Origin of the sequence: Actinocrinis sp. (assembly GCF_035653575.1) — a bacterium.
In the GTDB taxonomy this organism is placed as follows: Bacteria; Actinomycetota; Actinomycetes; order Streptomycetales; family Catenulisporaceae; genus Actinocrinis.
Window position 1 is genome coordinate 96,547 of record NZ_DASRBQ010000078.1, and the last position, 21,752, is coordinate 118,298.

A 21,752-nucleotide genomic window follows, 5' to 3' on the forward strand; every position below is an offset into this window, starting at 1 on the left:
TCAGCCGCCCTGCTGCTGCGCGGTGAGCAGCTGCAGTTCGGCAGCGGAGGCGTAGAGGCCAACCGGGCCGGGGTTGGCGGTGCGGACCTGCACGTGGGTGTCGGCCGACGAGGGCACCACGCCCTGCACGGTGAGCGTCTGGGGTGTGCCGGACAGCTGGACCGCCGCGCTGGTCAGGTCCTGCTGGCCGTTCCAGAAGTCGACGTAGACCACGCCGGTGCCCTGGAGGGTGACCGAGGCCTGATAGCTCTGGCCGGCCGGCAGCTGGCTCGCGGGATCGACCCAGATCCACGTGTTCGGCGCGGCATTGGTCTCGGTCCAGTGGATGGCGCTGGCGCCTTGCGGCGTGGTGGCGGCGGCGAGGGTGCCCGGGACCGAGCCCACGCCGTTCTCCACCGGACCCTGCCAGTTCAGCTGGCCGGTGGGGGCGTCGCCGAGCAGGTTCGGCCCGGTCGGCACCAGGATCGTCGGCTGGCGGCCGGGCGGGAACCGCAGCGGGCCGGAGGGGTAGGACGGCGGCGCGTCCGCCGCGGCCGCGCCCCAGGCCGTGTCAGGGGTCGAGGTCATGGTGTAGTCGAGGCGGGTGACCCGGCTGAAGGGAGAGTGCTGAGACTGCGCGCCGGCGCCGACGAGCTGGTTCTCGTCGAGCCACACCGGGGCCCAGCTCCTGCCGTTCACCGACAGCTTGTGCACATAAGTGCTCGTCGACGCGCCCGGAGCGCTCACGACGACCTGGTGGCCGCCCTGAAGCGCGATCGTGGCCTTCGGGAAGATCGGCGCGCCGAGAGCCAGCGCCGGTGAGCCGGGGGTCTCCGGGTACATGCCGAGTGCGGACCACACGAACCAGGAGCTCATCGCGCCGAGGTCGTCATTGCCCGGCTCGCCGCCGGGGGAGTCGGCGTACACCTCCGTCAGCAATCTGTGCACGATCGCCTCGGACCTGTACGGCGCCCCGGCGTAGTCGTAGATCCACGGCGTGCCGAACGAGGGCTCGTTGCCGGCCCACTCGTACGGCAGGTTCGGGCCCGCGTTCAGCTGCTGGAAGAAGCTGTCCAGCCGGGTGATCGCCGCCGCGTCGCCGCCCATGGCGGTGATCAGGCCATTGAGGTTCTGCGGAACCACCCAGGTGTACTGCGCCGCGTTGCTCTCCTGGAAGCCGGATTGACCAAAGCTGCCCATCCCGTCGGTGGTCGGGTCGAACTCAGGGAACTGACCGTTTCCGTCGCGCGGCTGGATGTAGCCGGTGTCGACGTTGAACAGGTTGGTCCAGTCCTGCGAGCGCTGAAGGTACGTCGCGGCGGTCGCGTCCTGGCCGAGGGACTTGGCCAGCTGCGCGATGCCGAAGTCCGCGATGGCGTATTCGATCGTCTCCGACGCGCCGTTGTTCGTGGGGGACAGGGAGCTTTCGGTGGTGTTCGGCACGTAGCCGAGCGACAGGTAGTCCGCCAGTTGCGGCCGCTCGGTGTACGTGCCCTGACCCAGTTGGCTCTGCGTCGGCACGACCGAGGCGCCCTTGACCATCGCGGCCAGCGCGGCGCGCGCGTCGAAGTCACGAGCGCCGAAGGCGTAGGCCTCGGCGAGGATCGGGTCCGCGGCGTCGCCGTTCATGACGTCCGTGTAGTCGTTGGCGAAGCCCCACTTGGGCAGCCAGCCGCCCTGTGCCTGGTCGTCGAGCAGCGAGGTCATCATCTGGCTGGTCTGCTCCGGCGCGATGAGCGCGAGCAGCGGTATCTCCGAGCGGTAGACGTCCCAGCCGGAGAAGTTCGCGTATTGGACCTGGCCGTGCGCCGTGCGGTGGGTCTGGTTGTCGAATCCGAGATAGTCGCCGTTGACGTCGGAGAAGATGCTCGGTTCGAGCAACGTGTGGTAAAGGGCTGAGTAGAACTCAGTGCGCTGAGCGGCCGTGCCGCCGCCGATGCGGATCCGGCTGAGCAGGTCGTTCCACTTGGCGTAGGTCTGCCGGCTGACGGCGCCGACGCTCCAGCCCGGGTCCTCGGCGTTGAGGTTGGCGGTCGCGTCGGCCTGGCTGACGTAGGAGATCGCGACCTTCATCGTCACGTCGTGGCGGGTGGTGGTGTCGAAGCCGGCCCACGCGCCGGATTGCAGCCCCTGCGTGCCCGTGATCTGAGGGCTGGTGGTCCGCGTGCTCGGGATTTGCGGACGGTGCACGGAGGAGCCCTTAACCTTGACAGAGGCCTGCGTTGAGCCGGAGGTCACCACCACGGACTCCTGGCGCAGCGAGGCCGCGGAGGCGACGAGGTCGACCGGTCCGGTTCCGGCGGTGCGGACCTGGAATTGCGGGTCGCGGATCGAGCCGGTGGGCACCGCGGCGTCCACGGTGAGCGTCACCGGCGTCGAGCTCAGGGTGACCGGCTGGCTGCCGACGTCCACCTGCCCGTTGTAGAAGTCGAGATAGACGTTGCCGGTGCCCTGGAGCGTGACGCTGGCTTCGTAGCTCGCGCCCTGTGTCAAGGCCGGTGGAGTGGCCTGGATCCAGGTGTTCGGCAGCGCGTTGCTCTGCTGCCAGGCGACGGCGCTCTGGCCGTCCGAGGTCGTGGTCGGGCTGATTGTGGCCGCGGTGCCGCCGCTGCTGACCTCGTGGTAGCTCCACGGCAGGTCGCCGGTCGGCTGGGTGAAGACGTTCGCGCCGGTGGGCGCGGTGTGCCAGGTCCCGTAGGAGGAGAAGGGGCGGGAGAAGGTGGCGACGAAATGCAGCGGATAGGTGCCCGGCGAGCCGCAGAACTGCCCGGCGGTCTCGGTGCCGGCGATCTGGTGGTCGTTGAGGATCTGCACCTGGGCCGCCACGTTGCCGGACTGCGCGTCGCCCATCTTGAAGAGCACGTTCGAGGACGTACTCGCCGGATAGCTGAACTTGGCGATTCCGGTGCGCGCAGTGGCGGCCAGGTCGGACTGGATCGCGTTGGCGGTGCCCGGATTCAGCGTCACAGAGTACGAACCGGGGGTCGCGTGCTCGCTGCTGTGGCTGAAGGCGGCGGTGGTGTTGACCGGGTCGGTTCCGATGGCCCCGACCGTCGGCAGGATCGGCACGTCGCCGAAGGCGCCGCAGCCGGGGCCGGACATGTGGGTGAGGCTGAAGCCGGTGACCGAAGAGTCGTCGTAGTTGTAGCCGCCGCCGTCCGGCCGCGAAGGCGTGTCCGGGCTGAAGGTCAGCATGCCGAAGGGGGCCGAGGCGCCGGGGAAGGTGTCCACCTGGCCGACGGTCGCGCCCCCGGAGCCGGTGCCGATGAGCGGATCGACCAGCGCGGCGGGGTCGCCGACGAGGGCGTCCCCGGCCGCGCTGTCCGAACCCTGAATCGCGGTCTGCGCGTGGGCTGCACCGCCGCCTGTTGCGATCAGCCCCGCGCACGCGGCCGCCACCACCGCGGTGCGCAGCCGTCCTGTCTGTCCTGGGCGAAAGAGCATTCGGGACGACCTCCCGGTGTTGTTCGGCAGCATGACAACGTTGTCAGAGCTTTCAACGTTGTACCGGATCACTCGCTGCGGGCGCAAGGGTACGCATCGAAATGGCGGCTCGTGTCCGCCGCTGCGGCGGGCGCGCTGCTGGTGAAGCGGCGGTGGCTCCTGACAGTCATTCACTAACCGTCAGGTGCCACCGCCGCGATGCCTCACTGTGTTTTAGTGTCACGTTTTTTGTTATGACGTCACGGTGTCAGGCCAGGCGTCGCAGTGACCGAAGCCGGGGCGCTGGAACCGACGGCGTTGTCTGCGGTGATCTGGAACGTGTACGCGGTGCCGTTAGTCAGACCACTGATCACCGTGTACAGGCCGTTTCCGCTGCCCGCCCACAGGAAGTCGTGCCCTGTCACGTGCACGGGGGCGATGCCCGGTGCGGTGATGGTGTAGCCGATGATCGGTGTCGCTCCGGTCGCGGCCGGTGGCGTGAAGTGGATGCTGACCGTGCCATCGCCCGGATCGGCGCTGACGGAGGTCGGCGAACCGGGCACGGCCGTCGTCGTCACCGTCGGCGTCACGGCGGCGCTCGGCAGCGACGGGACGCTATCGCCAATCCGGTTGTGCGCGGTGACGGTGAACGTGTACGGGGTTCCGTTCGTCAGGCCGCTGATGGTGGTGTACCCGATCTTGGCGAGGTCGGCCGGCGAGATCGTCGCGCTCGCGCCGCCGGGAGAGGCCGTGACCGTGTAGGAGGTGACCGGCAGCCCGTTGTCGACGAAGGTCGGGTTCCAGCCGACGTACGCGGTTCCGTTCGCGGCGAATGCAGCTACCTGTCCCGGCGCCTCGGGCACGCCGGCGCCGAAGCGCTCGGCCAAGACCCACCGGTAGCGCGGCTCGAGCCCTGCATCGCGCACGATCGACGCAGGAGCCTGCGAAACACTCTGGATCACGTGGTTGCCGGAGACGACCGCGTTGCCGTCCGCCGAATCGCGGTCGCCCTGCCACCAGTAGTTGCCGCTCACCAGCAGGGGATCGGGGCCGCTGGCGCCGGGCCGGTAATCGGTGTGCCGGGCGCCCCAGTCGTTCGACACGTTGTCGGTCAGCACGTTGCCGCTGGCCGTCCAGTATGTGCAGCCGTTGTCGCAATACATCGCGTGGCCGTTGTCCAGCGTGTCGGTGATGACGTTGCCGGTCAGGTGTTCGCCGGTGTCCATCGAGCTGCCGGTGATGCCCTGGGTGTAGATCCCGCCGCCGTCCGCGAGGAACTGCATCGCGTCGGTGATGTAGTTGTCTGAGACGGTGTTGTTGTTCGAGTAGTTCGGCGTGGCCTGCACCTTGATCTTGTCCGGCCAGCCGCCCCAGCCGAGCGAGATCGCGGTGTACGCGGTGTGGTCGATCTGGTTGTGGCTGATCAGGGTGTGCTCTGCATAGCCGACGTCGATCGCCACGCCGCCGTGGTATTCGACCGGCAGGCTGTAGAGGTGGTTGTCGAGCACCTGCACGCCCGAGGTGTGGTCGGCCTGCGTCGCGGGTTCGGGCATGTCCACGCCGCCGATCTCCAGCCCGTTGCCGGAGATGTCGGTGAACACGGACCCTTCGACGGTGTCGTTCTGCGAGCCGTCGCCGAGATCGAGGCCCGCGGCGCCGAGGTGCACGAAGGCGTCGCTCTCGAAGCGCAGGTCGCTGTCGTAGCCGAGGCTCAGATTGCCCGGCTCCCTGGTCCACGCGCCGTAGGGACAGGTGCCGCCGGCGATGAACTGGCACAGGCCCTCCTGGTCGTAGCCGTGCGGGCCGGTGAGCGTGTAGTTGGCTTGGATCTCGTTGAAGCCCTCGCCGGTGTTCGGCGTGAGCCAGGTCGCGTACGAGAACTGGATGCCGGAGAACGTGATGTCGTGCACGGGAGCGGTCGCAGTGCCCTGACCGACCACGAGCTGCTCCAGCACCGGCGCCTCGACGTCGGCCCAGCGCAGGTCCTCCCCGGCGCGCGGGATGTAGTAGACGGTGTTCGCGGACCGGTCCAGGTACCACTCGCCCGGCTGGTCCAGCAGTTCGTAGGCGTTGTCGACATAGGCGGGGATCGAGCCGTTGCCGAGGTTGCCGTTGTGCACCAGGTTGTAGCTGCGGCCGGAGCCGTCGGTGCGCTGGATGCGCAGCGTGGAGTTGTTCCAGCAGGGCTGCGCCATGGTGATGCTGGTGCCCGAGATCGCGGCGACTGGGCAGCGCGGCTCGGTCCAGGCGCCCTCGCCGCCGGTCTTCAGCGACCAGTAGGGCGCGCCGCCGCTGTATACGAACTCGATGTCGCTCGGGTTGCGCCAGCTCGCCATCGTGTCCGAGTCGGCGGTGTAACCCGCGGTGGTCTTCGTCAGGTGCACCGGCAGTGGTCCGCTGGCGCGATCGGCGCGCGCGCCGTCGACGTAGAGCTGGCGGGTCTGCAGCCCGGCCGGGGCGGGCGCGGACCAGATGTTCTTCGACGGATCGGACTGATGCCAGCCGGTGATCCGCTCGCCGCCGCTGAGCACAGGTTTCGCACCGGGCAGCGCCGCCCACACGACGCTGTGACCGTTGGTGCCCGAGTCACGCGCGTCCAGTTGCAGCGGTGCCGACAGCCGATAGGTGCCACCAAACAGCTCAACCCTGATATCCGCGCGCATGTCCTGGTCGAGGGCGCGCACGCGGGTCTGGGCGCCGTTGATCGAGCAGGGGTGCCACAGGGCGCAGGACGAGCCGGAGCCGTCAGGCGAGGCGAACAGGATCGTCGGGAACGAGGTCCCGGCGGTCGACGCATTCGCGGCAGGCGATAGATACGCCGGTGCCGCCGCGGCCAGCAACGCCGCGGCCGCGAGAGTCAAGGGGCGAGAGAAGGGCATGGGTTTCCTCCACGGCGCCCGCGCCGGGCAGGACAGCGCGCGGGAGCCATCACGACATACATCGGATGTGTGGCGCCGGTAGGGACCGTATGAGCAGCTGACCCCATTGTCAATCTCCCTAACAAGGGTAATTCGTAGGATCTATGCCGTTCGTCGATTCACCCAGCTCGTAGGGTTGCCATCCCGTGATCGGCCGTTACGGTGGTCGGGTGAGCAAGAACCCTCAGCGAACTTGTCGGGCATAAGGGAGCGAAAATGCGAGCACGACGACGCGCGACGGCAGTGATCCTGGCGGCCGCGCCGCTTGCTCTTGGGCCGACCGCAGCCTGGGCACACACCGGCTCGGGCCTGGTGCAGGCCTCGTCCGGGGATCCGACCGCCGCGTGCACCGCCGGGGCGGAAAGCGGCACCAACTTCCCGAACACCGAGGTGGAGCCGTACATCGCGGTCAACCCGTGGAACCCGCACCAAGCCATCGGGGTCTTCCAGCAGGACCGGTGGACCGACGGCGGCGCGCACGCCGGCGGCGTGGTGTGGACCCGCGACGGCGTGCACTACGCGGAGGGGCTGCTGCCCTTCGGCACCTGCGGCGCGCCCGGCGGCACGGACTACGAGCGCGTCTCAGACCTCTGGGTCAGCTTCGGCCCGGACGGCGCCGCGTACTCCAGCGGCCTGGAGTTCGACGACGCCGACAACCGCAACGGCGTGGGCGCCGCGACCTCCTTCGACGGCGGCCGCACCTGGAAGTTCGCCCAGCCGGTGATCGCCGACGACGACACGGCGCACTTCAACGACAAGAACTCGGTCACCGCCGATCCGCGCCGGCCCGGCACCGCGTACCAGGTCTGGGACCGGCTCGACCAGCCCTTCGACGCGAGCGGCCACGCGATCTCCTTCGACGGCCCCGCCTACGTCTCGATCACGCACGACCACGGCCGCACCTGGTCCGCGCCCCGGGTGCTGGTGAACACCTCGGGCACGCCGAACATGCAGACGATCGGCAACATCATCGTGGCCGACGGCCGCTCCGGGCGCCTATACGACTTCTTCGATCAGATCACGTACACCGATCCGAACACCGACGGCGTGATCGACGCGCACTACGCCTTCATCACTTCCACGGACGGCGGCCGTACCTGGTCCGCGCCGTCCAGGATCACCGCGGACACCTCGGTCGGCGACGTCGACCCGAACGACCCGACCAAGTTCCTGCGTACCGGCGCCGGCCTGCCGAACGTGGCGATCGACCCGGTGACCGGCGAGCTCTACCTGGCCTTCGAGGGCACCACCTTCACCGGCGGCGCGACCGACCAGGTCGAACTGGTGCACTCGACGGACCACGGCCGCACCTGGTCCGCTCCCGTCCGCATCAGCCATGGACCGCAGGCCCCCTCGTACACGCCGTCGATCGCGGTGGACCCGACCGGGACCGTAAGCGTGACGTACTACGACGTGCGTGACTTGAAGCCCGGCGACACCACCACGCTGCCGACCTCCACGTGGCTCTACTCCTTCCCGCGCGGCCACCAGCAGGACGCGGTCGAGCGCCGCATCGCGCCCGACTTCGACTGGCTGCTCGCGCCGAGCGCCGGCGGGCATTTCCTCGGCGACTACGAGGGTCTGGCCGCCGCCGGGCTGGACTCGGTGCGGCCGTTCTTCTCCACGACGCTGAACGCGCCGCAGACCAACGTGTTCAGCGGCACCTTCGAGACGCCTTTCGGCGACCCGTTCGCGCTCAGCCAGCTGAACCCCGGGACCACGACGCCGCACGCGGCAGGACCGACCAGTCCCGCGCAGCGCATCGCCGCGCATCTGGCGGAGCGCAAGACCGCGCACTGACGTCATCTTTATGTCGGGCACGGTGCACTAGCCGGAGAGGACCATCGATTTCCGGGAAGGCCACCGTGCCCGACTACGACGAACACGATCCGTACGGCGAGACGCGCGCCGCTCCCGGCGAGCCGGCCACATCCGGCGAGCCAGACGCAGCCGGCTCCGTCGACCCCTTCGACGCCTTCCGAGCGCGGCGGGCGCAGGAACGCGCGGAGCAAGCGCCGTTCCCCGAGGCGCTCGCGAGCGAACCCGCCAGGACGATCGGACCGAGCGCGGAAACGTATGACGGCGCCTACGCCCCGCCGGAGCCTCCGCCGCCGTACCACGAGTACACCCAAGTCGTGCCGCCGGTTCCATTCGATGAGGCGGCCTCACGCGCGCCGCGCCGCCGGCTGCGTTCGGCAATCGTGTTCGGCGGCGTCGCAGCGCTCGTCATCGGCGTGGGCGCGGGCGTTTGGGCGGTGACCGGTTCGTCCGGAGGGGCACCGGCGGCGGCAGCCGGTACGCCGTCTGCGAGCGCCTCCGCCTCGCCCGGACCGAAGGCGGGGAAAGCAGGCAAGGCCGTCAACGCGCGCCTCACGGTCACGTCCGTGGGCTCTGACTCCTTCACCGCAACCACCACGCGAGGCGAGACAGTAGTCGTACACATCACCTCCGAGACGCGGTTCGGCACCGCCGCGCGGCCTTTCACGCGGGCGCAGCTCGTGCCGGGCGCGAAGGTCGTCGCGCGGCTGCGTAAGGACGCTGACGGGACCGTCGTGGCCACGGTGATCGCATCCGAGATCGCGACACCGAACGACCAGCCGAGCGGCACCGCGTCCCCCGCTGCAGGCGCCTAACCGCAGTCGAGGCGTCGTCGAGCCCTCGTGCGCACAGTGATCCCGCAACGGGTCCCGCGCAGGAGACCCAGCCGCCAGGCGGAGGGATTCGGCGATGACAGTACGCGAGAGGGACGCGCGGCCGCTGCCGCCCGCGCAGGAAGCCATCCTGTTCGAGTCCAGGCAGGCCAGTGAAAGCCGCACCGGCGCGCTCACCTGTAACGTGCAGACGGTGCTGGAAATCATCGGCTTCGTCGACATCGCGGCGCTGCAGCGGGCCGTCGACGCCGTCGTGCGCGCCGATCCGCTGGTGCTGTCCGGCTTCGGCTACGACGCCGAGGGCCGGCCGATCTCCTTCCAGCCGCGCGAGGCGACGCTGCGCCTGCGCACGGTGAACCTGCGCGAGCTCAGTTCCGCGGACCGCGCCGTCGCGGCGCAGCGGCTCGAAGAACACGAGCGCTCGGAGGAGTTCCCGCTCGGCGCGCCACCGCTGATCAGGCTGCTGCTGATCCGGATCGCCGACCGCGAGCGGCGGCTGGTGGTGACCAGCCACCGGATCCTGCTGGACAGCTGGTCGCACGGCGAATTCGTGAGTGCCCTGATCGACGAGTTCTGCTCCGGCCTGCCGCGCCTCGGCATTCGTATCAGGACTTTGAGCAAGCACGACGCCAGGCCGTTCCCGCTCGACCGCCCGGACCGGGTCCTTCCGGCGCGGGCCGCCTAGCCGGCGGCCGTTCACAAAGCCGCCGGATCGGGACTGCTCTTCGAGCCGGACCCGAGGGCCGCGACGTACGGTCGCCCCCTGATTCCGAAGGCGGACGCGATGCCACAGGGAGGCAGAGCATGAACGTGGTGAAGTGCGTGCTGCGGTTCCTGCACCGGGGGCTGCGCGAGTCGGGGCTGATCGCGCTGCACGTCCCGTCGCTGGCGGCCTGCCGCGAATACGTCTCCGGCAGCGCCGTGGCCCAGTCGCGGCCCGCCGCGCTGCTGATCTCCGTGGGCCGGCAGGTGTCGGGCGGCCGGCTCAGCAGCGCCGAAGAGGAGATGTGGAACCACCTGGTGGCCCAGCTCACCGGACACGGACCGCAGGATGGCTGAGCACGAGGCGCCCGGCGCTGCGGCGGCTGCGCAAGCCGCGGAGATCATCAGCGCGCTGCGGCGGGCGGTCTCGCCGGAGCAGACCGCCGCGCTGGTCACGGCCTTTTACGCCGCGCGCGCCGCTGAGCGCGTACCCGGCGGTGTGCACGAGGCGGGTACCACGCGGCAGCGGCGCGCGGAGCGGCAGCTTAGAGCTGCTTGATCGGAAGGTTGACGACCAGCCCGTCGATCTCGTCGGTCACCGGCAGCTGGCAGGACAGCCGGCTGTTCGCCTTGCGCGGGGCCGCGGTGTCGTACAGCAGTTCGTCCTCCACCGGGTGCATCGACGGCAGCGGAACCGTCGAACCCTCATCCACGTAAACATGGCAGGTTCCGCACATGGCGCCGCCGCCACACCGCCCGACGATGCCGTCCACGCTGTTGATGACGGCGCCTCGCATCACGGTGTTTCCAGCCGGGACGTCGATCGTCCGTGCCACACCGTCCGGCTGCACGTATGTGATCCTCGCCATTCGAGCCTCCAGGGTCTGCCGGCGCCTGCGTCTTAGGGTTCTTCGAAACTTCGCCGGTTCGCTTGCGCCGCGAATGTCGCAGCGGCCGGTGGAACGGACCTTGAGCCGGGCACGAGGGGCGCGGGTCAGCACGGCTTCCAGGCCGATTCGAGCGCCGGTCGGGATGCTGCGGACGCACCGCGACCGGACGGATGAAGCCGGGCCTGCCCGGCGGACCGAAGGAGAGCCTGAGTTGAGCGTCCGAACCGACGATGCGCCGGCGGCGGCGCTGAGCGATTTCCTCGAACAGAACGTGCGGTGGACCGCGGACGGCGACCTGCCGCGGCTCGAGCACGCTACCTTCCGCGTGCCCGCCGACTACGCCAACCCGGGCTGGCGGACCCTGGACCTGGCGGTCACCCGGATCAAGGCGGCCGACCCGGCGCGCCGGCGCGGCATCCTGCTCGCGGTCAACGGCGGCCCCGGCGGCGTGGACGGTCTCGGCCGCGGTTTCGCGGCGAAGCTGAGCGAATGCGCGGCGCTCGCGCAGGTCTACGACCTGATCGGCTTCGACCCGCGCGGCAGCGGTGCCTCGACCCGCCTGCTCGCATACGTCGCGATGCCCAAGGTGCCGTTCGACTCGCGGCCGCCGGACGAGTTGTTCCCGGCCATCGCCGAGGACATGCGGGCCAGGGAGGAAGCCTGCCGTCGGGGCGGCGGCGACCTGCGCCCGCACATCAACACCCGCAACACCGCCCGCGACATCGATCTGATCCGGGCCGTGCTCGGCGAGGAGAAGGTCAACTTCATCGGCTACGCCTTCGGCACCGTCGTCGGCGCGGCCTACGGCACGCTGTTCCCGCAGCGGCTGGACCGCAGCGTCCTCGACTCCTGCGTGCACCCCGACTGGACCTGGCGCCAGCTGTTCCTGAAGCAGGCCGAGGCGATTCGCAACAATGTCGAGGCCTGGGCGCAGTGGACCGGCGAGCGCGACCGGGTCTTCGCCCTCGGCCGCACAGCCGAGCAGGTGCTCCAGGCGGTCGAATCGGTCGCGGCCGCGCTCGGAGCGCAGCAGGAGACCGTGCCACAGCGCACCCTCTTCGACGGCGCGGTCGGCAACCAGGCGGCTGACCGGGCCCGTTGGGCCGACCTGGCCGGCCTGGTGCGCGACGTGCGCGCCGCGGCGCAGGCCGGCGACGCGGCGACCTTCAAGCGATTGCTGGCCGGAACCTCCACCTGGCGTCCCGGCGACCAGGAGGGGGATCTGCGCGAGGGTGTCCTGGAAGCCACCACGCTGGAGACCTACTGGCCGCAGGACCTTGAGGAGTACTACGCGGACATGCGCGTGTTCCGCGAGCGCTACCCGTATGGCTACGGCGTGCTGCGCGCGCAGCCGTGGATCGGCGCCTTCCGCTCGTACGAGCCGTCGGAGCCGCCGGTCCGAGCGGTCCGTGACGGCTATCCGGCCGGGCTGGTGGTCCAGGCCGAGGGCGACCCGCTGGACAACTACGAGGGCGGCGTGGGCATGGCCGAGCGGCTCAACCACCGCCTGATCACCGTGGCGGACTCCGGCGATCACGAGGTCTACCTGCTGGGTAACAACAAGGCGGTGGACGAAATATGCACCCGCTACCTCGTCGAGGGCGTCCTCCCGGACGGTGACGTCGTCGTCGCCCCCACCACGCCCCGGCCGGACGTGCCCGCTGACGCGCACTGAGGCGACCGCACCGCTCGGCTGCGAATCAGCTGCGAATGCCGCGCAAGAGACCGTTGCGCAATGACGGTTGCACAAGGACGGTTGCCTGAAGACCGTGCAGAAGGGAGGGCGGTGGTGACTGTGGCGCCGCAGCTCACAGTAAGGGCGCTTAATCGGGCCCTGCTGGACCGTCAGCTGCTGACGCGGCGTGCCGCGCTGCCGGCGCAGCGAGCCGTCGAGCATCTGGTCGGTCTCCAAGCCCAGGCGGTCAATCCGCCGTACCTCGGGTTGTGGACCCGGCTCGCCGAGTTCACCACCGAGGACCTCGCCGGGCTGCTGCGCGACCGCGTCCTGGTGCGTGTAGCGCTGATGCGCTCCACCCTGCATCTGGTCACCGCCCGCGACTGCCTCAACCTCGCCCCGCTGCTGGCCGAGATGCTCAGCCGCGCTGCCAAGGGTCAGTTCGGCCGGCAGACCGAGGGCATCGACCCGGCCGAGCTCGCGCGACTGGGCGCCAAGCTGACCGAGCAGGGCCCGCTCACGTTCGCCGAGCTGGGCCGGCAGTTGGCACTGCACTGGCCGGGGCGCGACCCGGCCGCGCTCGCCCAGACGGTGCGAAACCTGGTACCGCTGGTGCAGGTGCCGCCGCGCGGCTACTGGAACAACAGCACCGCGGCGGCGCACACCACCGCCACCGCGTGGCTGGGCCGGCCGCTGGAGCAGGACCCGTCGATCGACGAGTACGTGCTGCGCTATCTCGCCGCGTTCGGCCCCGCCAGCGTGATGGACATGCAGAAGTGGTCCGGCCTCACCCGCCTGAAGGACGCCTTCGCCAGGCTCGCGCCGATGCTGCGTGTCTATCGCGACGAGCACGGCGCGACGCTCTACGACCTCGCCGAGACGCAGCTTCCGGACCCTGATTGCGACGTTCCGGTCCGCTACCTGCCGGAGTTCGACAACATCCTGCTCTCTCACGCCGATCGCGACCGGATCATGGCGGCGCGGTTCCGGCCGCGCGTGTTCACCAGCAACGGCATCATCCGCGCCACCATCCTCGTCGACGGGTTCGTGCACGGCCTGTGGCGGATCGAACGGGCCCGAGACACGGCCACCCTGGTCGTCGAGCCGTTCGCCCCACTGTCGAAGCGCACCCGCGCCGCTCTGGCCGAGGAAGGGGAGCGACTGCTCGGGTTCGCCGCGCCTGATGCGCAGAGCCATGGCCTTCGGTTCGAATCAGTAGGCTGAAACGCCTTGCCAGATACTGCGAGGAGGCGAGTTGCCCATCCAGCGCAGCCCCGGCACCGACATGGCCGGCGAGTCCGCACCGGCCGCCGCGCGCGAGCCGGTGCGCATCGGCGTCATCGGCGGCGCGGACATCGCGCGCCGCCGCCTGCTGCCCGCCTTCGCGGCCGAGCCCGGCTGCCAGATCGTGGCGATCGCCAGCCGGGACGCCGAGCGAGCCCGGGAACTGGCGGGCCGGTACGACTGCGCCGCGGTCACCGGCTATGAGCGGCTGCTCGCGGATCCGCGGGTGGAGGCGGTGTATGTGCCACTGCCCATCGCTCTGCACGCCGAGTGGATCGAACGCGCGCTGCTGGCGGGTAAACACGTGCTCGGCGAAAAGCCGCTCACCTCGACGCCGGCCGCCACCGCGCGGCTGTACGCGCTGGCCGGGGCGCGCGGCCTGGTGCTCGTGGAGAACTTCATGTTCCGGCACCACAGCGCGCATGCGCGGGTGCGGGAACTGCTCGCGCAGGGAACCATCGGACAGCTGCGCCATCTCACCGCCGTCTTCGCGATCCCGCCACCGCCCCCCGGCGACATCCGCTACCGGCCCGATCTCGGCGGCGGCGCGCTCTTGGACATCGCCGTGCAACCGCTGTTCGCGGTCCAGCACTTCCTGGGGCCGCGGGTGCGGGTATGCGGCGCCAGCCTGCGCCGGCCTGCGCAGCACCAGGTCGACACCGGCGGCGCGATCCTGCTGGCCGCGTCGGACGGCGTTACAGCGCAGGTCGTCTTCGGGATGGAACACGGCTACCGCGCCGCCTACGAGTTGTGGGGCAGTTCGGGTCGGATCACCGTCGAGCGCGCATACGCACCGCCGGCCGACTATCGGCCGGTGATCCGACTGGAGCTCGCGAGCGGCACCGAGGAGCTGGTCCTGGAACCCGACGACCAGGTGCGCAACGCCGTGCGCGCGTTCAGCGCCGCGATACGCGAACGGTCGCGCGCCACGGACTGGGAGCGTTCTGTGGCGCTCGCGCAGCTGCTTGCGGACGTCGACGCCGCAGATCGCGCGACCGCGGCGCGCCGGCCGATCGGGGCGCCGCCCGCCGACGGACTAAGCCGCGCGGATGGCCGCGTGCAGACTGGAAGCGGAGCCGGAAGATGAATGCCACGTCGCTGTATCGCACCGACAAACTCGACCACGAACGCCTCAAGACCTTCGAGCGCGTTATAGACGGCGAGGCCGGGAGAGTCACATCCCGCGCGGGCGAGCTGGTCAGGTTCGCCAACGGCGGCACGTATCAGTTCGCCGTGTACTGGGACTGCCATCCCGGCGGACCGTGCCGGGGGAATCACTACCACCTGGACAAGACCGAGGTCTTGTACGTCATCTCTGGTCGGCTCCAGGCGGCCTATCAAGACTTGGACTCGGGCGAGCGGATCGACCTCGTGCTCGAAGCGGGCGATCTGGTGCGGGTGCGCCCGCGGCTGGTGCACGCCTATCTCGCGCTCGCCGCCACGCAGGTGGTGGAAGTGGCGACCCGTCCTTACGCGCAGAGCGACGTCTACCCGCACGCCTTGCTCTGACCGGCGAAGGCGAGTATGAAGACCGGAAGGTGATCTTCCAGCCTTCAGATGGCACCGCCGACTCAGGCCGCCGCCGCGCCGTCCGAGATCTGCGCATCGCGCGCCGCGGCCAGCGCACGCCACCAGGCCGCGTTCTCTCGGTACCAGGCCACGGTGTCTGCCAGCCCCTGTTCGAACGGCACCAGCGGCTGGTAGCCCAGTTCGGCGCGGATCTTCGAGTCGTCCAGCGCGTAGCGCAGGTCATGCGCCTTGCGGTCCGCGACCCTGGCGACCAGCTCCGGCCGCGCGCCGCACAGCCGCAGCAACTCATCGGCGATCTGCCGGTTGCTGCGCTCGGTGCCGCCGCCGACGTTGTACACGTGGCCGGCGCGCCCCTTGGTCAGCACCGCGAAGATCGCGCGGCAGTGGTCTGAGACGTGCAGCCACTCGCGCCGATTGGAACCGTCGCCGTACAGCGGCGCGGGCCGTCCGGTCAGCAGGTTCGTGGCGAACAGCGGGATGAACTTCTCCGGGTGCTGATACGGTCCGTAGTTGTTGGTGCAGCGCGTGATCGACAGGTCGAGGCCGTGGGTGCGCACGTACGCGAGCGCGATGAGGTCGCTCGCGGCCTTGGACGCCGCGTAAGGCGAGTTCGGGCTCAGCGGCCATTCCTCGGTCCAGGAACCCTCCGCGATGGAGCCGTAGACCTCGTCGGTGGAGACGTGCACGACCCGCCCCACCCGCGCCGCCATGGCCGCCTCGAGGACGCAGTGCGTGCCGACGACGTTGGTCTGCACGAAATCGTCCGCGCTTACCAGCGACCGGTCGACGTGCGACTCCGCGGCGAAGTGGACCACTGCGTCCTGGCCGCGGCTCAGCTCTAGCATCAGTTCCCTGTCGCAGATGTCGCCGCGCACGAACCGCAGCCGCGGATGGGATTCGGGCAGGTTGGCCCGGTTTCCGGCGTAGGTCAGCTTGTCTACCACGGTGACCGCGGCGTCTGTGAACGCGCCGCCCGGTGCGAGCGGGAACTCGTTGTTCAGCAGGCCGCGCACGAAGTGCGAGCCGATGAAACCGGCGCCGCCGGTGACCAGGATGTCCATGGCCCGACCATCGCCGCGCGCGCTCGACGGCAGGTGGACGGCGGGTCGATGGCCTGCTTCGACCCGGGTTCCATCCGTGGTCGAGGGCCGCTGCGCACCCTTGGCTGGCGTTTTCCGCCATGGCCGAGGAGATGGTGATGACCGAGCCCAGCAGCGTGCCCGACGTTCGCAAGAAGGTGACGGTGGAGGTGCCCGCCGAGCGGGCCTTCGCCGTCTTCGCCGAGTATCCGCTCGAGTGGTTCCCCGAGGCGCACGTGTTCGTCAAGGACCGGGTGTTCCTCGCGATCGAGCCCCGGGTCGGTGGCCGCTACTACGAGCGCGGCGCCGACGGCACCGAGATCGCCTGGGGCACCGTGCTCGAGTGGGACCCGCCGCGCCGCATCGTGCTGACTTGGCGGGTCGGCGCGAACTGGCAGCCGGTCTTCGACGACGAGAAGGCGAGCCTGATCAAGGTCGACTTCGAACCGGTCGGGCCGTCCGCCACCCGGGTGTCGCTCACGCACGCCGATCTGCACCGGCACGGCGAAGCCGCGGCCGCGATCTACGCGGCGCTCAACGGCCCGGACCCGGGAGAGACCCTGGAGCGGTACCGCGAGGTGGTGCGCCGCCACAGTGCTGATTCAAACGGTGCTGATTCGAATGGTGTTGATTCAAACAGCGCTGATTCGGAGCGCACTGGTTCGAAGAGCCTTGATTCGAACGGCGCCGAGTCGTCCGGCGCGGCGGTGACCCTGCTCAACAGCTTCACGGTGAGCGGTTCCGGCGAAGCGTTCGAGAAGGCCTTCCACGAGACCTCGGCCTATTTCGCGCAGCAGCCCGGATTCATCGAACACTCGCTGCTCAAGAAGCTGGACGAGCCTGGGGCGTACGTGAACGTGGCGCGCTGGACGGACCAGCGCTCGCTGCGGCAGGCGGTCGCGCGCCCCGAGTTCCAGCAGCACGAGGCCGCGCTGCGGGCCCTGGCCGTCTCCAACCCGAAGCTGTTCTCGGTCTGCTTCAGCACCGAAGCGCAGGCGGCGTGACGAGCCGCCGGCGGCGCGGGACGCCGCATCCTCCCGCGCCGCCGGCCAGCTATGGCCGCGGCACGGCGGTCAGCCGAGGCCCAGCGAGCGGAAGAACGCGCGGGTGTCCGCGATCAGCAGATCAGGGGCCTCCATGGCGGCGAAGTGACCGCCCCGGGTGAACTGGGACCAGTGCACGATGTTGTGGCTGCGCTCGGCCAGCGTCCGGACCGAGAAGTCGGTGGGGAAGACCGCCACCCCGGTCGGCACCGTGCCGCGTTCCTTGGGCGCCCACATCGAGGGGTCGTTGAAGCGCTCGTAATACGTGTGCGCCGAGGAGCCCGCGGTCTCGGTGAACCAGTAGATGCTCACATTGGTCAGGATGCGGTCGCGGTCCACCGCGTCCTCGGGCAGTTCGGCCGCCGGATCGGTCCAGTCCCGGAACTTCTCCACGATCCAGGCCAGCTGCCCGGCCGGGCTGTCGTGCAGCGCCGCGGCGATGGTCTGCGGCTTGGTGCCCTGGATCTGGAGGTAGCCGCCGAGTTTCTCCTGCCACTGCCGCATCCTGACCAGCAGCTGCCGCTCGTCCTCGCTCAGGGTCGCCATCACCGCCGGGTCGTCGGTCGGGAAGGTGGGCAGACCGTTGACGTGCACGCCGATGACGTGATCAGGAGCCTGCCGCGCCATCAGCGGTGCGACGAACGCGCCGACGTCCCCGCCCTGCACGCCGTAGCGCTCATAGCCGAGCCGGGACATCAGCTCGACGAGCGCGGCGGCGGTGCGCCCGTCGGTCCAACCGGGCGCGGCCAGCGGCCCGGAGAAGCCGTAGCCGGGCAGCGACGGGATCACGAGATGGAAGGCGCCGGACGGTTGGCCGCCGTGCGCGACCGGGTCGGTGAGCGGCCCGATCAGATCCTGGAATTCGACCACTGAGCCGGGCCAGCCGTGGATGAGCATCAGCGGGGTCGCCGTCGGCTCGGCCGAGCGCACGTGCAGGAAGTGCACGCGCGCGCCGTCGATCGTCGTCACGCCCTGGGAGATTTTGTTGAGCGCGGCCTCCTGGGCGCGCCAGTCGAAGCCGTCGGCCCAGTACTCGGCCAGCCCGCGCAGATAGTCGGTCGGCACGCCGCGTTCCCATCCGGTGCCGGGAAGCTGCGGTGCCCAGCGCGTGCGGCGCAGCCGGTCGCGCAGATCCTCAAGCTGGCGCTCCGCGACGTCGATCACGTGCGGTTCGATCAGGCGAGAATTGGGGCCACTGGTCATGAGCCCGACGCTATCGATCATTGGTGACAGAAACTGTCACCAATCCGGCGAGATGATGTAAGACGTGTTGGAGACCTCGGCTCGCTTGCTGCGCCTTCTCTCGCTGCTCCAGTCTCGCGCGGATTGGACCGGCGCCGAACTGGCCGACCGGCTCGGAGTCGGTCTGCGGACCCTGCGCCGCGACATAGACCGGCTGCGGGGACTGGGCTATCCGGTCAGCGCGACGCCGGGCGCCGCCGGCGGCTACCGGCTCGGCGTCGGCGCCGCGCTGCCGCCCCTGGTGCTCGACGACGAGGAGGCCATGGCCGTGGTGATCAGCCTGCGCACGGCCGCGTCCGGGGGCGCCGTCGGGATCGGGGAGGCGGCGCTTCGGGCCCTGGCCAAGATCCAGCAGGTGCTTCCCACCCGGCTGCGCGGACGGGTCGCGGCGTTCCAAGCCTCGACCCTCTCGCTCAACGAGCACGCCACCGCGAGCGTGGACCCCGATCTGCTCGCCGAGATCGCCACCGCGTGCCGCGACCTGCGGCGCATCAGGTTCCGATATAGCGCGCCGGAAAGGGAGTCGGCACGCGACGTCGAGCCGTACCGCCTGGTGTGCACACCGCACCGCTGGTATCTGCTGGCCTGGGACGTGGACCGGCAGGACTGGCGCACCTTCCGGGTCGACCGGATCGTGCCGCCGCTCGGTGCGCCGGGCGCCCGCTTCAACCCCCGTCCGCTGCCGCAGGGCGACCCCGTCGCATTCGTCTCCCAGGCCATAACCTCCGCGCCGTACCGGTATCACGCCCGCATCCTGTTCCACGCGCCGGCGCAGGAGGTCGCGCCCAACACGCCGCCGACGGTCGGACGGGTGCAGGCGCTGGACGCGCACAGCTGCCTCTACTTGGTCGGATCCGACTCGCTGGTGGAACTCGCGCTGTTCGTGGCGATCAAGGGGATCGACTTCGAGGTGCTCGAACCGCCCGAACTGCGCCCGGTGCTGCGCGAACTGGCCGGACGGCTCGAGCGCGCCGCGGGCCCGGCCTGATCGCCGACCGGGATTCGAGCGGGGGTAGAGCCCCGGGGTGGAGCCTGCGGACCATCCTCGTCCAGCGCCAGGAGGTGCCAGGTGATCAAGCTACAACCGAGGGAAGACCTCGCGTTGCCGGGACGGCTCGCCGAGTCGGCGGACCGCGTCGCCGGCGTACACCTCTCGATGCAGGGATTCGCGGACTGGATGAGCGAACGCGGCGCGGCGCACGGATTCCGCATCGAGCGCATCGGCTTCTCCGCCCTGCGCGGCTGGCACTTCGCGCGCGACAGCGGCAACCTGGTGCACGAGAGCGGAAGGTTCTTCTCGGTCGAGGGCCTGCGCTGGCGCCGTCCCGAGGAGGGCGCGGCGGTGCACTACCAGCCCATCATCAACCAGCCCGAGGTCGGCGTCCTCGGCATCCTGGTCAAGCAGTTCGACGGGGTCGCCCACTTCCTGATGCAGGCGAAGGTGGAGCCGGGCAACCCGCGGCCGCTGATGCTCTCGCCGACGGTGCAGGCGACGCGCAGCAACTACACGCAGGTGCACAAGGGCGCGCAGGTGAAGTACCTCGAGTACTTCGTCGGCCCGCGCCGCGGCCGGGTGGTGACCGACGTGCTGCTCTCAGAGCACGGCGACTGGTTCTACCGCAAGCGCAACCGGAACATGATCGTCGAGGTGGACGACCCGGTGCCGCTGGACGACGACTTCTGCTGGCTGACCCTCGGTCAGATCAATGAGCTGATGGCGGTCGACAACCTGATCAACATGGACACGCGCACGGTGCTCGCCTGCCTGCCGCAGGCCACGCCCGCGGCGGCGGGCGACGGGTTCCGCCGGGCGCTGGCCGCCTCCCGCGCCCCGGACGCCGGAGCCCTGTGGACCACGCCGCAGCTGCTGAGCTGGTTCACCGGGCTGCGCTCCGACTGCGAGCTTGAGACCGGCCGGATGCCGCTCTACGACCTTCCCGGCTGGCACCGCGGCGAGAGCGAGATCAGCCGGGTCGACGGGCGATTCTTCCGGGTGGTCGCGGTGGACGTGCGAGCCGAGGGCCGCGAGGTCGCCGCGTGGACGCAGCCGCTGATCGAGCCGTGCGGACGCGGCCTGTGCGCCTTCCTGGTGCGCGAGATCGGCGGCGTCCTGCACCTGCTGGTGCACGCGCGGGCCGAGGGCGGATTCCTGGACGGGGTCGAACTCGGCCCGACCGTGCAGTGCATGTCGCGCACGCAGATCGAGGACGAGCCGCCGCTCTTCCTCGACCAGATTCCGCCGGCCGGTTCGCCGCGCATCCGGTACCACGTGGTCCACTCAGAGGAGGGGGGCCGGTTCCTGAACGCCGAGTGCGACTACCTGATCGTCGAGGCGGACGACCGGCTGGCCGACCCGCTCCCGCCGGACTACACCTGGGTGACCGTCGGCCAGCTCACCGAGCTGCTGCGGCACGGCCAGTACGCGAACGTGCAGGCGCGCACGCTGATCGCCTGCCTCAACTCCATCCGGTAGGCCCGCGGCGCCGGGCCTGCTCCCCGGGTTCGTGTCCGCGCCCGCCCGCCGAACCTGAGCCGCGCTGCGGCGAGACTCGAATCCGCCTCGATTCTCCAGAGGCAGTCAGCCGCGATCCGAGCGCCGTGCCAGACCGTTGAGCTGCCACAGGCCCGCAGGGGCCGTTCAACCCGCTGGGAGTTGCCCTCATGTCCCATCTGCTGCACATCGACTCGTCCTCGACGCCCTCCTCGGTTTCCAGGCAGCTGGCCGAGCGGTTCCGCCAGGTATGGCAGGAGCAGAACCCTGACGGCATCGTCACCTACCGCGACCTCGCGGCCGAGCCCGTGCCGCACCTGAGCCCCGCCGCGGTGGCCGCCGGGTTCATCCCCGCCGTCGAGCACGACCTGGACCAGCAGGCCGCCACCCTGGTGCGCGACGAGCTGATCGAGGAACTGCTCGCCGCCGACGCCGTGCTGGTGAGCACTCCGATGTACAACTGGACCATCCCGTCCAGTCTCAAGGCGTGGATCGACCAGGTGCTGGTCAGCGAACGCACCATCACTTTCGACGGCACTGAGGGCCCGCTGGCAGGGCGGCCGGCCACCATCGTGGCCAGCTATGGCGGCGGATACACCCCGGGCGCTCCGATGGCGTGGGCCGACCACTGCGGGCCCTACCTCGACGTGGTGTTCAACACCGGCCTCGGCATGCAGACCGAGATCATCACCGCGCAGCTCTCGCTCGCGCACCGGTCCCCGGCGATGGCGCGCTTGATCCCGCTCGCCGAGCAGTCTCGGGCGGCCGCGCAGGAGGCCGTCGAGCGCCGTGCGCGCGAAGTCGCCGCCGTCCTGGTCTAGCGGCCGGGCAGGGTCTGGAGATCC

18 protein-coding genes are annotated in these 21,752 nt (G+C 70.1%); 13 read left to right on the forward strand and 5 right to left on the reverse strand.

Annotation, left to right across the window (positions count from 1 at the left end):
* Together VFA06_RS11330 and VFA06_RS11335 are read right to left on the reverse strand one after the other, a co-directional pair.
* Window positions 1-3,423 carry a GH92 family glycosyl hydrolase gene (locus VFA06_RS11330; RefSeq protein ID WP_324840446.1) on the reverse strand — a complete coding sequence of 1,141 codons (3,423 nt, stop codon included), beginning with the start codon at window positions 3,421-3,423 and terminating at the stop codon, window positions 1-3.
* 239 nt (window positions 3,424-3,662) lie between these two features.
* On the reverse strand, window positions 3,663-6,281 hold the full coding sequence (locus VFA06_RS11335; protein WP_324840447.1) for a fibronectin type III domain-containing protein: 2,619 nt from the start codon (window positions 6,279-6,281) through the stop codon (window positions 3,663-3,665).
* A gap of 255 nt (window positions 6,282-6,536) precedes the next feature.
* On the opposite strand from VFA06_RS11335, the gene VFA06_RS11340 reads away from it, so the two are divergent.
* The 5 genes from VFA06_RS11340 (at window position 6,537) to VFA06_RS11360 (ending at window position 10,232) form a co-directional block, all read left to right on the forward strand.
* Window positions 6,537-8,120, forward strand: coding sequence for a sialidase family protein (locus VFA06_RS11340; RefSeq protein ID WP_324840448.1), 1,584 nt, complete (start codon window positions 6,537-6,539; stop codon window positions 8,118-8,120).
* A gap of 65 nt (window positions 8,121-8,185) precedes the next feature.
* On the forward strand, window positions 8,186-8,953 hold the full coding sequence (locus VFA06_RS11345; RefSeq protein WP_324840449.1) for a hypothetical protein: 768 nt from the start codon (window positions 8,186-8,188) through the stop codon (window positions 8,951-8,953).
* Between the two features lie 94 nt (window positions 8,954-9,047).
* Window positions 9,048-9,656, forward strand: a complete 609-nt coding sequence (locus tag VFA06_RS11350) for a condensation domain-containing protein (RefSeq protein ID WP_324840450.1) — start codon at window positions 9,048-9,050, stop codon at window positions 9,654-9,656.
* Window positions 9,657-9,775: 119 nt separating this feature from the next.
* Window positions 9,776-10,030 carry a hypothetical protein gene (locus VFA06_RS11355; protein WP_324840451.1) on the forward strand — a complete coding sequence of 85 codons (255 nt, stop codon included), beginning with the start codon at window positions 9,776-9,778 and terminating at the stop codon, window positions 10,028-10,030.
* Window positions 10,023-10,232 (forward strand): hypothetical protein, encoded by a 210-nt coding sequence (locus VFA06_RS11360; RefSeq protein ID WP_324840452.1) that lies wholly within the window; start codon window positions 10,023-10,025, stop codon window positions 10,230-10,232. The genes VFA06_RS11355 and VFA06_RS11360 overlap by 8 nt, the downstream gene beginning before the upstream one ends.
* Here the strand turns inward: VFA06_RS11360 and VFA06_RS11365 are convergent.
* Entirely contained in the window at window positions 10,219-10,542 is a 324-nt protein-coding gene (locus VFA06_RS11365) for a 2Fe-2S iron-sulfur cluster-binding protein (RefSeq protein ID WP_324840453.1), read from the reverse strand. The two genes, VFA06_RS11360 and VFA06_RS11365, sit on opposite strands and share 14 nt — an antisense overlap.
* Window positions 10,543-10,774: 232 nt before the next feature.
* Between VFA06_RS11365 and VFA06_RS11370 the strand changes: the two genes are divergently transcribed.
* The 4 genes from VFA06_RS11370 to VFA06_RS11385 all read left to right on the forward strand — a co-directional run bounded on the left by VFA06_RS11370 (window position 10,775) and on the right by VFA06_RS11385 (window position 15,031).
* Window positions 10,775-12,238 carry an alpha/beta fold hydrolase gene (locus tag VFA06_RS11370; RefSeq protein ID WP_324840454.1) on the forward strand — a complete coding sequence of 488 codons (1,464 nt, stop codon included), beginning with the start codon at window positions 10,775-10,777 and terminating at the stop codon, window positions 12,236-12,238.
* Between the two features lie 114 nt (window positions 12,239-12,352).
* A complete protein-coding gene (locus tag VFA06_RS11375) occupies window positions 12,353-13,462 on the forward strand; it encodes a winged helix DNA-binding domain-containing protein (protein ID WP_324840455.1) in 1,110 nt (369 codons plus the stop codon).
* 31 nt (window positions 13,463-13,493) lie between these two features.
* Complete coding sequence (locus VFA06_RS11380; protein WP_324840456.1) at window positions 13,494-14,609, forward strand: Gfo/Idh/MocA family oxidoreductase; 1,116 nt, start codon at window positions 13,494-13,496, stop codon at window positions 14,607-14,609.
* Window positions 14,606-15,031 (forward strand): cupin domain-containing protein, encoded by a 426-nt coding sequence (locus VFA06_RS11385; RefSeq protein ID WP_324840457.1) that lies wholly within the window; start codon window positions 14,606-14,608, stop codon window positions 15,029-15,031. Before VFA06_RS11380 ends, VFA06_RS11385 begins: the two co-directional genes overlap by 4 nt.
* A gap of 62 nt (window positions 15,032-15,093) precedes the next feature.
* Here the strand turns inward: VFA06_RS11385 and rfbB are convergent, their stop codons facing one another.
* Window positions 15,094-16,113, reverse strand: a complete 1,020-nt coding sequence (rfbB, locus tag VFA06_RS11390; protein WP_324840458.1) for a dTDP-glucose 4,6-dehydratase — start codon at window positions 16,111-16,113, stop codon at window positions 15,094-15,096.
* 137 nt (window positions 16,114-16,250) lie between these two features.
* Between rfbB and VFA06_RS11395 the strand changes: the two genes are divergently transcribed.
* Window positions 16,251-17,135, forward strand: a complete 885-nt coding sequence (locus VFA06_RS11395; RefSeq protein ID WP_324840459.1) for an SRPBCC domain-containing protein — start codon at window positions 16,251-16,253, stop codon at window positions 17,133-17,135.
* Between the two features lie 69 nt (window positions 17,136-17,204).
* Here VFA06_RS11395 and VFA06_RS11400 read toward each other — a convergent pair whose 3' ends face one another.
* A complete protein-coding gene (locus tag VFA06_RS11400) occupies window positions 17,205-18,377 on the reverse strand; it encodes an epoxide hydrolase (protein ID WP_324840460.1) in 1,173 nt (390 codons plus the stop codon).
* A gap of 64 nt (window positions 18,378-18,441) precedes the next feature.
* On the opposite strand from VFA06_RS11400, the gene VFA06_RS11405 reads away from it, so the two are divergent.
* The 3 genes from VFA06_RS11405 (at window position 18,442) to VFA06_RS11415 (ending at window position 21,728) form a co-directional block, all read left to right on the forward strand.
* The gene (locus VFA06_RS11405; protein ID WP_324840461.1) at window positions 18,442-19,404 is read left to right on the forward strand and encodes a YafY family protein; all 963 of its coding nucleotides are present in this window, start codon (window positions 18,442-18,444) and stop codon (window positions 19,402-19,404) included.
* Between the two features lie 84 nt (window positions 19,405-19,488).
* The gene (locus VFA06_RS11410; RefSeq protein ID WP_349260152.1) at window positions 19,489-20,889 is read left to right on the forward strand and encodes an NDP-hexose 2,3-dehydratase family protein; all 1,401 of its coding nucleotides are present in this window, start codon (window positions 19,489-19,491) and stop codon (window positions 20,887-20,889) included.
* A gap of 188 nt (window positions 20,890-21,077) precedes the next feature.
* Complete coding sequence (locus VFA06_RS11415) at window positions 21,078-21,728, forward strand: FMN-dependent NADH-azoreductase (RefSeq protein ID WP_324840463.1); 651 nt, start codon at window positions 21,078-21,080, stop codon at window positions 21,726-21,728.
* The last annotated feature ends 24 nt before the right edge of the window (window positions 21,729-21,752 follow it).

Excerpts from the sequence above, each read along its gene's own strand:
- VFA06_RS11350 (WP_324840450.1), top strand. The coding sequence starts at position 9,048 with ATGACAGTACGCGAGAGGGACGCGCGGCCGCTGCCGCCCGCGCAGGAA.
- VFA06_RS11365 (WP_324840453.1), bottom strand. The coding sequence starts at position 10,542 with ATGGCGAGGATCACATACGTGCAGCCGGACGGTGTGGCACGGACGATC.
- VFA06_RS11330 (WP_324840446.1), bottom strand. The coding sequence starts at position 3,423 with ATGCTCTTTCGCCCAGGACAGACAGGACGGCTGCGCACCGCGGTGGTG.
- VFA06_RS11340 (WP_324840448.1), top strand. The coding sequence starts at position 6,537 with ATGCGAGCACGACGACGCGCGACGGCAGTGATCCTGGCGGCCGCGCCG.
- VFA06_RS11395 (WP_324840459.1), top strand. The coding sequence starts at position 16,251 with ATGACCGAGCCCAGCAGCGTGCCCGACGTTCGCAAGAAGGTGACGGTG.
- rfbB (WP_324840458.1), bottom strand. The coding sequence starts at position 16,113 with ATGGACATCCTGGTCACCGGCGGCGCCGGTTTCATCGGCTCGCACTTC.
- VFA06_RS11360 (WP_324840452.1), top strand. The coding sequence starts at position 10,023 with ATGGCTGAGCACGAGGCGCCCGGCGCTGCGGCGGCTGCGCAAGCCGCG.
- VFA06_RS11415 (WP_324840463.1), top strand. The coding sequence starts at position 21,078 with ATGTCCCATCTGCTGCACATCGACTCGTCCTCGACGCCCTCCTCGGTT.
- VFA06_RS11335 (WP_324840447.1), bottom strand. The coding sequence starts at position 6,281 with ATGCCCTTCTCTCGCCCCTTGACTCTCGCGGCCGCGGCGTTGCTGGCC.
- VFA06_RS11355 (WP_324840451.1), top strand. The coding sequence starts at position 9,776 with ATGAACGTGGTGAAGTGCGTGCTGCGGTTCCTGCACCGGGGGCTGCGC.
- VFA06_RS11400 (WP_324840460.1), bottom strand. The coding sequence starts at position 18,377 with ATGACCAGTGGCCCCAATTCTCGCCTGATCGAACCGCACGTGATCGAC.
- VFA06_RS11385 (WP_324840457.1), top strand. The coding sequence starts at position 14,606 with ATGAATGCCACGTCGCTGTATCGCACCGACAAACTCGACCACGAACGC.